Origin of the sequence: Mesorhizobium loti (assembly GCF_003148495.1) — a bacterium.
In the GTDB taxonomy this organism is placed as follows: Bacteria; Pseudomonadota; Alphaproteobacteria; order Rhizobiales; family Rhizobiaceae; genus Mesorhizobium; species Mesorhizobium loti.
On sequence record NZ_QGGH01000005.1, the window covers coordinates 371817 to 384171 of the forward strand.

11 protein-coding genes and 1 tRNA gene are annotated in these 12355 nt (G+C 64.2%); 1 reads left to right on the plus strand and 11 read right to left on the minus strand.

Translation table 11 applies throughout. The features are described from left to right. The first annotated feature begins 241 nt into the window (after positions 1-241). Entirely contained in the window at positions 242-1099 is an 858-nt protein-coding gene (locus tag C8D77_RS21590) for a class I SAM-dependent methyltransferase (protein WP_109667574.1), read from the plus strand. 267 nt (positions 1100-1366) lie between these two features. Here C8D77_RS21590 and C8D77_RS21595 read toward each other — a convergent pair whose 3' ends face one another. The 11 genes from C8D77_RS21595 to C8D77_RS21645 form a co-directional block, all read right to left on the minus strand. Next, positions 1367-1675, minus strand: a complete 309-nt coding sequence (locus C8D77_RS21595; RefSeq protein ID WP_164757509.1) for a UBP-type zinc finger domain-containing protein — start codon at positions 1673-1675, stop codon at positions 1367-1369. Then, a complete protein-coding gene (locus tag C8D77_RS21600; RefSeq protein WP_109667580.1) occupies positions 1672-3351 on the minus strand; it encodes an FAD-dependent oxidoreductase in 1680 nt (559 codons plus the stop codon). The genes C8D77_RS21595 and C8D77_RS21600 overlap by 4 nt, the downstream gene beginning before the upstream one ends. 149 nt (positions 3352-3500) lie before the next feature. Further along, a tRNA-Leu gene (locus C8D77_RS21605) sits at positions 3501-3585 on the minus strand. Between the two features lie 84 nt (positions 3586-3669). Then, positions 3670-4290 (minus strand): 2,3-bisphosphoglycerate-dependent phosphoglycerate mutase, encoded by a 621-nt coding sequence (locus C8D77_RS21610; RefSeq protein WP_109667583.1) that lies wholly within the window; start codon positions 4288-4290, stop codon positions 3670-3672. A 33-nt stretch (positions 4291-4323) separates the two neighbouring features. Further along, on the minus strand, positions 4324-5166 hold the full coding sequence (gene dapB, locus C8D77_RS21615) for a 4-hydroxy-tetrahydrodipicolinate reductase (protein WP_109667586.1): 843 nt from the start codon (positions 5164-5166) through the stop codon (positions 4324-4326). Beyond that, on the minus strand, positions 5163-7022 hold the full coding sequence (locus C8D77_RS21620) for an ABC transporter ATP-binding protein (protein ID WP_109667587.1): 1860 nt from the start codon (positions 7020-7022) through the stop codon (positions 5163-5165). The genes dapB and C8D77_RS21620 overlap by 4 nt, the downstream gene beginning before the upstream one ends. A gap of 78 nt (positions 7023-7100) precedes the next feature. After that, the gene (locus C8D77_RS21625; protein ID WP_109667589.1) at positions 7101-8147 is read right to left on the minus strand and encodes a glucokinase; all 1047 of its coding nucleotides are present in this window, start codon (positions 8145-8147) and stop codon (positions 7101-7103) included. 173 nt (positions 8148-8320) lie between these two features. Continuing rightward, a complete protein-coding gene (gene mepA, locus C8D77_RS21630) occupies positions 8321-9415 on the minus strand; it encodes a penicillin-insensitive murein endopeptidase (RefSeq protein ID WP_109667592.1) in 1095 nt (364 codons plus the stop codon). Positions 9416-9481: 66 nt separating this feature from the next. Then, positions 9482-10381: an SDR family oxidoreductase gene (locus tag C8D77_RS21635; RefSeq protein ID WP_109667594.1), complete on the minus strand. Its 900-nt coding sequence runs from the start codon at positions 10379-10381 to the stop codon at positions 9482-9484. Next, positions 10378-11532, minus strand: a complete 1155-nt coding sequence (gene queG / locus C8D77_RS21640) for a tRNA epoxyqueuosine(34) reductase QueG (protein ID WP_109667597.1) — start codon at positions 11530-11532, stop codon at positions 10378-10380. Before queG ends, C8D77_RS21635 begins: the two co-directional genes overlap by 4 nt. Further along, complete coding sequence (locus C8D77_RS21645; RefSeq protein ID WP_109667600.1) at positions 11513-12205, minus strand: glutathione S-transferase family protein; 693 nt, start codon at positions 12203-12205, stop codon at positions 11513-11515. Before C8D77_RS21645 ends, queG begins: the two co-directional genes overlap by 20 nt. Positions 12206-12355: the final 150 nt, after the last annotated feature.

The following is a 12355-nucleotide window of genomic DNA, read 5'->3' on the forward strand; positions in this document are numbered from 1 at the left end:
GTCCAATTGGTACCCTGGATTAACCCGGCTACCACGTTTTGATATGGTGCAACGGCACCGTTGATGCCTTAGTTTTCCTTGTCCGGTACCTTGGATTCTACCGGCTGATCCGGTTCGTGCCGGATCCCAAGCACTAGCATGGGCTGTGATACCCATCGCAACGCTGCTCGTCTGCGTATTCAGGAATCCGTGAACAATCCCATTGGACTGACGCTGGGCGGGCAAGGGAGAATGCGACCTTATGAAAAATCTTCAACCGTCGATCCCACCGACAGAAAAAAAGACCAAATCGGAACTTCAAGCGGCTGTCGAACGCCTCGCACCGTTTCATCACGCCATCGACTTGCCTTACGGCTTGAGCACCTACGTGCCGACCGCTTCTCGTCAAGACCGAGAGCGCACGAGAATGCAAAATCTCATCGATCACGCATGGCCAAGTATCCTTAGTGCCTGTGGAGGGTCATTGGCAGGCAAAAGGGTACTTGACGTGGCATGCAACTGCGGTGGTTTTTCCGTGCACGCGGCAAGGGCAGGTGCCAGTTATGTGCTTGGGATCGACATTGATCCTCACTATATCGAACAGGCAAATCTCGTAAAAGAGGCAGTAGACCTCCACAATTTAGATTTTCAGCAACTTGATTTGATGGAACTTGATCCGTCCAAGCACGGCGCATTCGATCTCGTCCTGTTCTTCGGGATTCTATACCACTTGGAGAACCCTGTTTTAAGCCTCAAACGTATTTCAGCATTGGCAAGCAACGTTCTAGCGGTTGATACCACTCTCATGAAGGTGCCGATCATAAATCGAATCCTGGATCGATGGCCGATGTGGCATATGCGCAGGGTGGCGGGGGTCGATTCCGCAGCAAGCAACATTACGACCTCGCGCTGGCGCCCAGAGGAATTCTGTCAGTTTTCCCCCAATTCCCGCGCCGTCATCAGCTTATTGGAATATTCTGGATTTACCGATATTGAACGTCTCAAACCGACAGTAACCGGGCTTGAGAAACGCTACTATAACGGGCGACGGGCAACGTTCATTGCGATAAAGAATCGCGGAAGCTACCCCGGCATCAGGCTTGCCCATAGGAGCAGGTGAAGGACACCAAAGCCGGCCAGATACAGCGCCACGAAGATGAGCGCGGCGCGAATGATTAGGCGGGTATGCGAGCCTTCCAGTCTGAATGTTTCTAAACTAGCCGCGATCATGTCAAAGCTTTGTCAGGGCTCTGGTGGTCGTGACCTGGCAGACACTGAACTGGTAACCTGTCAGTTTGCTGACAATCGGGCATCGAGCGGCGATTATGCTTGGACAAAGAAAAAGCCCGGGCGAACCGGGCTCTTCTTCGGGTCTCTCGGGCGCAGCTCAATAAAAGCGCGGGATCGGGCCGTTCTGCGGGGTCACGTCGTCGCCAAGGTCGACAAACACCTCGTCGACATAGCACCATGCCCAGCCTTCCGGGGGATCGTAGCCCTCGATGATCGGATGCTTGGTGGCGTGGAAATGCTTGGTGGCGTGGCGGTTGGGCGAGTCGTCGCAGCAGCCGACATGGCCGCAGGTGCGGCACAGCCGCAGATGCACCCATTGCGACCCGCTCTTCAGGCATTCCTCGCAGCCGAGCGCGCTCGGCGTCACCTTCCTGATGTCGCGCGTATGTCTGCATTCATCCATCATGGTCTCCCTGCCGTTTGAGGTGCGTCGGCGTTGCCGCGCGCGAGATATGCATGCAAGGCCGCGACCACCTGGGCGCCTTCGCCGACAGCCGCCGCGACGCGCTTGACCGAGCCGGCGCGGACGTCGCCGATGGCGAACACACCGCTACGGCTCGTCTCCATCTGCGCCGATCCCAGGTCCGATCCGGTACGGACGAAACCCTTGGCGTCCAGCGCCACATCGCAGTTCGCCAGCCAGTCGGTGTTCGGGTCGGCGCCGATGAACAGGAAGAGATGGCGGATCGGGCGCGTCGTTTCCACGCCGCTGGCGCGGTTGCGCCAGCGTACCGTGCCAAGATTGCCCTCGTCGCCTTCCAGAGCCACGATTTCGGTCCCGGTCAGCACCTCGATATTCGGTTGCGCCCTGATGCGCTCGACCAGATAGCGCGACATGCTGGCATCGAGGCTGTCGCCGCGCGCCAGCAGCGCCACTTTGCGCGCATGGCTGGCCAGATAGACAGCCGCCTGCCCGGCTGAATTGCCGGCGCCGACCAGCGCCACTTCCTGGCCCGCGCAAAGCCGGCCTTCGATGGGCGACGCCCAATAATGCACGGAGGTTCCCTCGAACCGCGCCAGATTGGCGATGTCGAGGCGGCGATAGCGCGCGCCGCTGGCGATCACCACGCTGCGCGTCCGCACGGTCTCGCCGTCGCCGACATCGAGCCTGTAGCGGGCGCCGTCGGTGGCAGCATTCAAAAGCTTCGCCTCGTCCGGTATTACCATTTCGACGCCGAACTTCTGCGCCTGGTTGTAGGCGCGCGCCATCAGCGCCATGCCGGAAATGCCGGTGGGGAAACCAAGATAGTTCTCGATGCGCGAGGACGCGCCCGCCTGTCCGCCAAAGGCGCGGCAATCGAGCACGATCGTCGACAGCCCTTCGGAGGCCGCATAGACAGCGGCCGCCAGCCCAGCCGGTCCGGCGCCGACAATGGCGACATCGTACAGTTTGTCGGCATCGATCGGCCGCAGCAGGCCGATGCAGCGGGCGAGGTCCTTTTCGCCGGGGTTCATCAGCAGCCTGCCGTTCGGACACAGCACGATCGGCAGATGGTGAGGATCGACGTCAAAGCGCTCGACCAGGGTTTTCGCACAAGGATCGCTGTCGGAATCGAGCACGCGGTGCGGCTGGCCGCTGCGGGCGAGAAAACCCTGCAGCCGCAACACGTCGGCATTGCCAGCAGGTCCGACGATGATCGGTCCGCTGGTGGCGCTTTCCAGCAGCCCGACACGGCGCAGGATCAGCGCCCGCATGATGCGCTCGCCGAGATTGGCTTCCTGCACCATCAGGTCGCGCAGCCGCTGCGAGGCGATGACGAACGCTTCCACCGGTTCGGCGGCCCGCGCATTGACCAGTGAAGGACGGGCCGAAAGCTGCGCCAGCTCGCCGACAAAACTGCCCGGACCGTGGGTGACGATCGTTTCGCGCCGGCCAAGCCCGCCATCCTGGGTGATGTCCACGCTGCCCGACAGCACGACGATCAGACCGGGCGCCACATCGCCAGCCGTGACGATGTTCTCGCCGGCCGCATAGACGCTGGCCTCGCCGAACCGGCGCATGCGATCGATGTCCGCCTCAGCCAGCGTCGGGAACGCCTGATCGCGACGGGCACCGAAGATCGGGTTGATGGTTTGCGACATGGCTTTGAGCGTAGCGAAGCGGGCGCGGAGTTTGAAGCGGTTTGTGAGGGGACTGGCCGGAAGGGGAGGTTGGCGGCAAAGAAAAAGCCCGGACGAACCGGGCTTTTTCTCTAAGTTTCTGAACCGTCGAATGGTTCGAAACGGGAATTTGGTGCCCAGAAGAGGACTCGAACCTCCACTCCTTGCGGAACACGGACCTGAACCGTGCGCGTCTACCAATTCCGCCATCTGGGCTGGTGCGGGCTCATGTAAGCGGGCAAGCGATGTGTGTCAACGCGCTTTTTTTAAAGCTGTTGCCACTTGCCGGCTCAAGGACCGTCAGCCCTCCAGCACTTCCTTGGAAGCCACGGTCGAATCGGCGTTGAGCTGGTAGATGACCGGCACGCCGGTGCCGAGTTCCAGCTTGACGATCTCCTCGCCCGACTTGCCGTCCAGCGCCATGATCAGCGCGCGCAGCGAGTTGCCGTGGGCGGCGACCAGCACCGTGCCGCCACGCAGCACGTGCGGCTGCAAATCGTGCAGGTAGTAGGGCCAGACGCGAGCGCCGGTGTCCTTCAGGCTCTCGCCGGCGGGCGGCGGCACGTCGTAGGAGCGGCGCCAGACATGCACCTGCTCCTCGCCCCACTTCTTGCGGGCATCGTCCTTGTTGAGGCCGGAGAGATCGCCATAGTCGCGCTCGTTCAGCGCCTGGTCGCGGATGGTCTTCAGGTCGCTCTGGCCGACCGCATCGAGAATGTGCTGGCAAGTTTTTTGCGCCCGGATCAGCGCCGAGGTGAAGGCGATGTCGAATTTCAGGCCGCGTGCCTTGAGCTTCTGGCCGGCGGCCTTGGCCTCGGCGTGGCCCTGCTCGGTCAGGTCGACGTCGCGCCAGCCGGTGAACAGGTTCTTCAAATTCCATTCGCTCTGGCCGTGGCGCACGAGCACGAGGGTTCGCGACATGTTTGCTCCTTCAGGTTTATGGATCAGGCCGCCTCAGCTCAATCCGAGCACGTCCCGCATCGAATACAGTCCCGGCTTCTTGCCACGCGCCCAAAGCGCCGCCTTGACGGCGCCGCGAGCGAAGATGGCGCGGTCCTCGGCGTGGTGCGACAGCGTGATGCGCTCGCCGGTGCCGGCCAGCAGCACGCTATGATCGCCGACCACCGAGCCGCCGCGCAGCGTGGCAAAGCCGATCGAGCCGGTCTTGCGCACGCCGGTGTGGCCGTCGCGGACCCGCACATCATTGCCGGCCAGCTCGATACCGCGCCCGGCGGCGGCGGCCTCGCCAAGCAGAAGTGCCGTGCCGGACGGCGCGTCGACCTTGTGCTTGTGGTGCATTTCGAGGATCTCGATGTCGAAATCGTCGGCGTCGAGCGCGCGCGCCGCCTGTTCGACCAGCACCGCCAGAAGATTGACGCCGAGGCTCATATTGCCCGACTTGACGATCGTCGCGTGGCGCGCCGCTGCCGCGATCCGGGCATTGTCGTCGGCCGTGCAGCCGGTCGTGCCGATGACGTGGACGATGCGCGCCTGCGCCGCATAGCCAGCGAATTCGGCTGATGAGGCCGGGGTGGTGAAATCGAGCACGCCGTCAGCCCTGGCGAAGACCGGCAGCGGATCGTCACCGATCGCCACATCGATGCGGCCGACGCCGGCGAGCTCGCCTGCATCCTTGCCCAGATAGGGCGAACCCGCTCGCTCGACCGCGCCGATGACCCGCGCGCCGGGGATGGTGTGGATGGCGCGGATCAGCGTCTGGCCCATGCGGCCGGCGGCGCCCACCACCACCAGGCCCATATCGGTTGCCGGCCTGTCGGTTGCGGGCGTCTTGCTCATGTCGTGCTCCCGGCGATATTCTGCGTCTCAATGTTCGGAGCCGAAATCTGGATCGGCGCGCTGTCGTCGACAAGCCCCAGGCCCTTGACGCCCTGGATGCGGTGGAACCGGGCATAGACGCTGTGCGGATCGGCCATCAGCGAGCCGTGCGTGCCCTCTTCGACCAGCCGGCCCTGTTCCATGACGATGATGTGGTCGGCATTGACCACCGTCGACAGCCGGTGCGCGATGACGATGGTGGTGCGGCCTTCCATGACCTGGGTCAGCGCCTGCTGGACGCGCGCCTCGGCCTCGTTGTCGAGCGCCGATGTCGCTTCGTCGAGCAACAGGATCGGTGCCTGGCGCACAATGGCCCGCGCGATCGATACGCGTTGGCGCTGGCCGCCCGAAAGCGTCACGCCGTTCTCGCCGACCGGCGTGTCATAGCCCTGCGGCTGCTGGCGGATGAAATCGTCGGCCGCGGCCTGCCTTGCAGCCTGTTCGATCTCGGCGTCGGTGGCGCCCAGCCGGCCGTAGCGGATGTTGTCGCGGATGGTGCCTTCGAACAGATAGGGCTGCTGCGAGACATAGGCGATGGAGCCGCGCAGCGACTGTTTGGTGACCTTGGAAATGTCCTGGCCGTCGATCTCGATCGTGCCCGCCTCGACGTCGTAGAAGCGCTGCAGCAGCGCCACCAGCGTCGTCTTGCCGGCGCCCGAAGCGCCGACGATTGCCGTCACCTTGCCGGCGGCCGCGACGAAGCTCAGATCGTGCAGGACCGGCGCCTCCTCGACATAGTGGAAGGAGACGTTGTTGAAGCGCACTTCACCAGAGGTGAATTTCGCCTCGGCTGCACCCTGCGCGTCGCTCTGCTGCGGCTCTATGTCGAGAAGCTCGTAGATCATGCGCGCATTGACCAGCGCGCGTTCCATGCCGACCTGCATGCGCGCCAGCCGGCGGGCCGGATCATAGGCGAGCGTCAGCGCCGTGATGAAGGAAAACACCGCACCCGGCGGCTGGCCGAGAACGGTGGCTCGATAGCCTGAATAGGCGATGACGCTGGCAAAGGCGATGCCGGCCAGCAGTTCGGAAACCGGCGTCAGCCGCTCGGAGACACGGGCGATCTTGTTCGACCGCTGTTCGGCATCCTCGGCGAGCTTGCTGATGCGGCGCGACAGCTCGTCCTCCATGGTGAAGGCCTTGACGATGGCGATGCCTTGCGTGGCCTCCTGCATGGCGCCGATCAGCCGCGAGTTGATCTGCACCGATTCGCGCGTGATGCGCCGCACCCGCCGCATCAAATAGGTGACGGTCCAGATCAGCGGCGGTCCGATCAGCAGCGAACTCAGCGAAAGGACCGGATCCTGGTAGATCATGACGCCGACCAGGCCGACCAGCGAGACGGCGTCGCGCGCCGTCGACGTCACCGTCATCGACAACAGGTCGCGAATGCCGTTGACGTTCTCGTTGACCTGCGCGGCCAGCCGTCCGGACCTTGTGTCATTGAAGAAGGAGACGCCGAGCTTCATCAGATGGTTGAAGATGCGCTGCTGGTAGCGCGCCACCAGATTGTTGCCGATCCTGGCCATCGTCACCGCCTGGCCGTAGCCGGCAAGGCCGCGCAGGATGAACGCGCCGAGCAGCGCGGCGCAGATCCACGGGATCAGGTCGCCGCGCCGTTCATAGAAGATCTGGTTGACGACCGGGCTCATGATCCAGGCGGCAAGCGCCGTCGTCGCCGACACGGTCAGCAGGCAGAGGATCGTGAAAATATACGCGCCCCGATACTCGCGGCCGTTTTCCTGGAGGATGCGGCGGATGACCGCCACGATCTCGCCCGCACGGGGTTTCGACAAATTGGGGGGCTGAAATGTCAAATCGGAGCGCTTCGTAGGTTTCCGCTTCCCGCGGCCGGGCAATTCGGCACCCCTCTTAACGCCAAGCAGCCGGCTTGCCTATGCCTTGGGGTGACTAACTTCGTCGCGCCACCGCCGCCCCTCCGTCTGGACACCAAACAGCGACGGGTTACGGGCATAGGCGGCAAGGCCCAGAAGTGCGGCCAGCGGGTGGGTGATGACATAGACCGGCATGGTGCGCATCAGCGCGCTGTGCGGCGCCTTGTCCTCGAAGGCGGCGCGGAAATTGCCGGCTTTCAGAGCCGGCACGATCTTTTGTGCGATGCCGCCGGTGAGGAACACGCCGCCACGGCTCATGAACACCAAAGCGAGATCGCCGGCGGTGCGCCCGAGGCAGGTGACGAAGATCTCCAGCGCTTCCTCGGCAACGGGATCGGTTTTCGCCAGCGCCGCGCCGGTGACCTCGGCCGGCGTGGTGAAGGGCGACGGCTTGCCATCCGCCTTGGCCACCGCCCGATAGACATTGACCAGACCGCGTCCGCACAGTATCTGCTCGCCCGAAATGCGACCTTCGAGCTTATCGATATGCGGGAAAACCTCGAAATCGCGCGGTGTGCGCGGGCCGATGTCCATATGGCCGCCCTCGCCCGGCACCGGGATCCAGTGGCGAAGCGCATGGACCAGCCCGGCGACGCCGAGCCCGGTTCCCGGACCGAGCACCACGCGGCCGGCATTGGGCTCCGGCGTGCCGCCACCGATCTTTTCCATGTGCTCCTCGCCGAGCGCGACGACGGCGAGCGCCTGCGCCTCGAAATCATTGAGCACGACGATGTCGCTCAAGCCGAGGTTGGCGAACATCTGCCTGGGCTTGACGATCCACGGGCAGTTGGTGAGCTCGATCTCGTCGCCATCGACCGGGCCGGCCACCGCCAGCACCGCCGAATTGGGGCGCACCGATGAGCGGTCGAGCACGGCCGCCTGGATCGCTTCGTCGATGGTGTTGTAGTTCGCCGTCTGGACGATGGTTGGCTCGCCGGCCTCGGAATTGGCGTCGAGCACGATCGAAAAGCGCGCATTGGTGCCGCCGATGTCGCCGATCAGGATCGGAAACCGCAACAAAGTATCGTCGTCGCCTGTGCCTGGCATGCTCACGTCCGTCTCCGGCGCCCCGACGGCATCTAGCCGTTCTCCCGTTGACTAGCGCATGAGTTTGAAAAGGGAAACGGTTTTCGACCCCGGCGGCGCGCAGACACAGCTTCTGCGGCCAAACGGCCACTGTTTCGCAAAAATGAGCCCTAAACCGATTGATGCCGCAACAATCAGTTTCCCGGCGGCCGTGGCCGCGGCAGCGGGACGCCGATCTCGGGGGTCGCGGTGAAGGCGTTCACCGCGCTTGGCAGTCCAGTCATACCACTAGCCGCGGTGGCGGGCAGTGACGGCGCTTCGGGTTCAGGTGCGGCCACCGCAACCGGCACGCTTCCGCCGTGGTAGGTCGCCGCCTCGGCAGAGGCCGGCCCCGGCGCGTCGAGCACGGCGCGGCATTCGCTGGGCAGGTTCGCCATCGTCATCAGGTCGCGGGCCTTCGGCGCATCCGGGTTCTTGTTGGGCCGCCACGGCTCCTGCGTAAACCACCAGGCCAGCGGCTTGCCGCAGCCATCATCGTCCGGCGTCGCTTCCTGCGCCTTGCAGCCGGGCGAACCCGGCTGACAGCCGATGCGCATGTGGAAATGATAGTCGTGGCCCCAGAACGGCCTCACCTTGCGCAGCCAGCTGCGGTCGCCCTTGACGGTGTCGCAGAGCTTTTTCTTGATGCCCGGATTGACCAGGATGCGCTCGACTTGGCTGTAGCTGGCCGCGCGCTTCAGAAGCCTTGTATGTGCCGGGGTCCATAGCGCGTCCTTCACCAGATGGGTCTTCTCGTCGACCATCAAGGTGGCGCTCATGCTTTCGCGCTGCGCCATCGACAGCGGGCGGCTGGGCATCGGCGTCAGCCAGATGTCGGCGTCCAGCCCGATCTGGTGCGAGGCATGCCCAGTCATCATCGGGCCGCCGCGCGGCTGCGAAATGTCGCCGATCAAAAGCCCTGGCCAACCATCGACTGCTGCGTCGCGCGACAATTGCTCGATCACCGCGATCATCGCCGGATGGCCCCAGCGGCGGTTGCGCGACGGCCGCATCACCTCCCAGGTCGGACCATCCATCGGAATGGCGACGCCGCCGGCGAAGCAGCCCTTGGAATAGAAGCCTATCGACTGCGCAGCGGTCGCGGCCGGCAGCTTCTTGGCGCCGAACAGATCTTTTGCCCGTTCTTCGGCACTCGCCGGCTGCGTGGCGAGCCCTGCCAGGGCAAGCAGACCGAGCGCAGCGGCCAACAGGGGCGTTTTGCCGAGAAATGGCAGCATCGCTGTCTTCATGAAACCGGTTCCCCACCGCAATCTGTAAGGCCGAATCATAGCATGCAAAGCCCCACGCTTCGATCGTCAGCCCTTCATCGGGCTGCGCGCGTCACCGTCGCGCCAGTCGCCGCTTGCCCACATATGGTCGAAGGCGGCGCGGTAATCCGGAAAGCGAAAGCGATAGCCCGCCGCCTTGATCGCCGCATTGGCGACACGCTTGTTCTCGCCATAGAAGGACCGCGCCATGGGCGAAAGTTGGGCGGCGTCGAAGGGAATTTCGGGCGGCGGTTCGATACCCATCAATGAAGCGGCATAGGCGACGACATCCTGCGGCGGCGCTGGCATGTCATCGGTGACATTGAAGATGCCGCCTGTATTGCCATCGATGAGCTGCCACAGGGAGCCTGCAATGTCGTCGCAATGGATGCGGTTGAACACCTGATCCGGTTTGACCAGCCGCCTTGCGCTGCCGTTTTCCAGATTGACCAGGGCGTTGCGGCCCGGCCCGTAAATGCCGGAAAGCCGCAGGATCGCCACCGGCCGGCCGATGTCCGTGCCCAATCGCAGCCAGTCCTGCTCGGCAGCAACCCGCATCACCGAGCGCTTCGACACCGGACGGCATTGCGCCGTTTCGTCGACCCAGGCGCCGTCATAATTGCCGTAAACCCCGACCGTGGAGAGATAGCCGATCCATTCCAGCGCCGGCATTTGAGCGATTACCTCTCGCGCGGCATTCAGAACGGGATCGCCGGCCTCTTCCGGGGCAACCGAAATCAGCAGATGCGTCGTCGTTTCCAGCGCATCGCCGATTTCCTCGGTCAGCGCACCGTCAAAGAGCAGCGGAGCGATGCCGGCCTGCCGCAGCACCTCGAATTTGTCCGCTGAGCGCGTCGTGCCGAAGATCCTGGCGGCGCCTTTGTTAGCCCCAGCAAAGGCCCTGCCCGAATAGCCAGCGCCGAAGATGAATATCTGTTTTTCGCTCATGCATGCGCCCTGGTTGGCCGGGCCAGACGCCATTCATCGCGCACGGCTTCGTCGCTCTCGGTTTTCAGGCCGGCGGCGGCCCGTTCGGAATATTCGGCGGCCGGCACCAGCCGCGCCAGCGCCCATATTGCCGCGCCCCGCACCAGTGGCGAGGCGTCGTCCAGCAAGGCACGCACGGCGCCGGCAAGTGAGGCATCGCCGGAATTGCCGGCGGCGATCAGCACGTTGCGGACAAACCGGTCGCGGCCGATGCGTTTTATCGGCGAACCGGAGAAGAAGGCGCGGAAGGAAGCGTCGTCCAGTTGCACCAGGTCGGCGAGCGGCGGTTCGCGCAATTCGTCGCGCGCGGCAAGCTTGGCCTCGGACGCGGCTTTCGCGAACTTGTTCCAGGGGCAGGCGGCGAGGCAGTCGTCGCAGCCATAGATGCGGTTGCCGATCTTCTCGCGGAATTCATGCGGGATCGGTCCCTTGTTCTCGATGGTGAGATAGGAGATGCAGCGCCGCGCATCGAGCCGGTAGGGCGCCGGGAAAGCATCGGTCGGGCATGCATCTAGGCAGGCGCGGCAGGAGCCGCAATGGTCGATCTCGGCGCGGTCGGGCGTAAGCTCGGCTGTGGTGAAGATGGTGCCGAGGAACAGCCAGGAGCCATGCTCGCGGCTGACCAGATTGGTGTGCTTGCCTTGCCAGCCGAGCCCGGCGGCCTCGGCCAGCGGCTTTTCCATCACAGGTGCGGTGTCGACGAACACCTTCACGTCGCCGCCGGCGCGCGCCACGATCTTGCCGGCGATTTCCTTCAGCCGGCCCTTCATCACATCGTGATAGTCGCGGTTTTGCGCATAGACCGAGATGGCGCCGCGGTCGCGCTTGGCCAGCACACCGCGCGGATCATGGTCGGGGCCGTAGTTCATCGCCAGCACGATGATCGAGCGCACCTGCGGCCACAGTGCGGTCGGTTCGCCACGGCGTTGCAGCGTCTCCGCGATCCAGTCCATCGAGCCGTGGAAGCCATCGGCGACGAATTCGGCAAGGCGGGCAGGCGCCAGCGGGATCGCATCGGGGGTGGTGACGGCGACGGCATCGAAGCCGGCGCGGCGCGCCTCTGCGTCGATCAGCGCGCGCAGTTTTGCGGCGTCAGAAGTCGAGGTCCGCATAATGCGACACCGGCGACAGGCCGCGCACCCGGTCGGTCAGGAGCGGCCGGAAGGAGGGTCGCGACTTCACCCGCGTGTACCATTCGCGCGCTGCGGCGTGTTCACGCCAGTCGATCTCGCCGAGATAATCGAGCACCGACAGCGTTGCGGCGGCCGCGAGATCGGCATAGGTGACCCTCGAGCCAGCCAGCCAATGGCGGGTGCCGGCCAACCAGTTGGTGTATTTCATGTGCTGGCGGATGTTGGCGCGCGCGGCACGGATCGCGCCCGAATCGGGCGAGCCGCCGCCCGCCGTTTCCGGCATGACCGGCTTCAGCACGCGCTCGCGCACCAAATGGCGGGTGACTTCGCTTTCGGCCTTGTTGAGATACCAGTCGATCAGCCGGCGGATTTCGGCGCGCTGCATCGGGTCCTCGGCGAACAGCCGCTTGTCGCGTTTGAGCACGCCGCGCGTTTCATCGAGATATTCCGAGATCACCGTTGCGCCGACGATCGGCACGTCGCCTTCGGCCAGCAGGATCGGCAGCGTACCGGCCGGGTTCAGCGCCAGGAACTCCTTGCGTCGGGTCCACGGCTTTTCCTCGATCAGGGCCAGCTCCTCGCCATACTCGCCGAAAGCGAGGCGGACGAAGCGACAGGTGGCGAACATGGGATGGTGGAAAAGCGTCAGCATGGTTCCGCGATGATAAAGCGCACTGGCGAATCGCAGGGCGCACCGGTAAGTCTTGGCCGCCCGGTTAGCGGGCCGTCAGAGTGTTGCGACCTATAGGGGGACTTCAACGCCATGACAAGCAAGCCGTTCTGTTAGCCGTCACGCCAAATG

Excerpts from the sequence above, each read along its gene's own strand:
- C8D77_RS21645 (WP_109667600.1), bottom strand. The coding sequence starts at position 12,205 with ATGCTGACGCTTTTCCACCATCCCATGTTCGCCACCTGTCGCTTCGTC.
- C8D77_RS21635 (WP_109667594.1), bottom strand. The coding sequence starts at position 10,381 with ATGAGCGAAAAACAGATATTCATCTTCGGCGCTGGCTATTCGGGCAGG.
- C8D77_RS21610 (WP_109667583.1), bottom strand. The coding sequence starts at position 4,290 with ATGTCGCGAACCCTCGTGCTCGTGCGCCACGGCCAGAGCGAATGGAAT.
- C8D77_RS21625 (WP_109667589.1), bottom strand. The coding sequence starts at position 8,147 with ATGCCAGGCACAGGCGACGACGATACTTTGTTGCGGTTTCCGATCCTG.
- dapB (WP_109667586.1), bottom strand. The coding sequence starts at position 5,166 with ATGAGCAAGACGCCCGCAACCGACAGGCCGGCAACCGATATGGGCCTG.
- C8D77_RS21590 (WP_109667574.1), top strand. The coding sequence starts at position 242 with ATGAAAAATCTTCAACCGTCGATCCCACCGACAGAAAAAAAGACCAAA.
- C8D77_RS21600 (WP_109667580.1), bottom strand. The coding sequence starts at position 3,351 with ATGTCGCAAACCATCAACCCGATCTTCGGTGCCCGTCGCGATCAGGCG.
- queG (WP_109667597.1), bottom strand. The coding sequence starts at position 11,532 with ATGCGGACCTCGACTTCTGACGCCGCAAAACTGCGCGCGCTGATCGAC.
- C8D77_RS21595 (WP_164757509.1), bottom strand. The coding sequence starts at position 1,675 with ATGATGGATGAATGCAGACATACGCGCGACATCAGGAAGGTGACGCCG.
- mepA (WP_109667592.1), bottom strand. The coding sequence starts at position 9,415 with ATGAAGACAGCGATGCTGCCATTTCTCGGCAAAACGCCCCTGTTGGCC.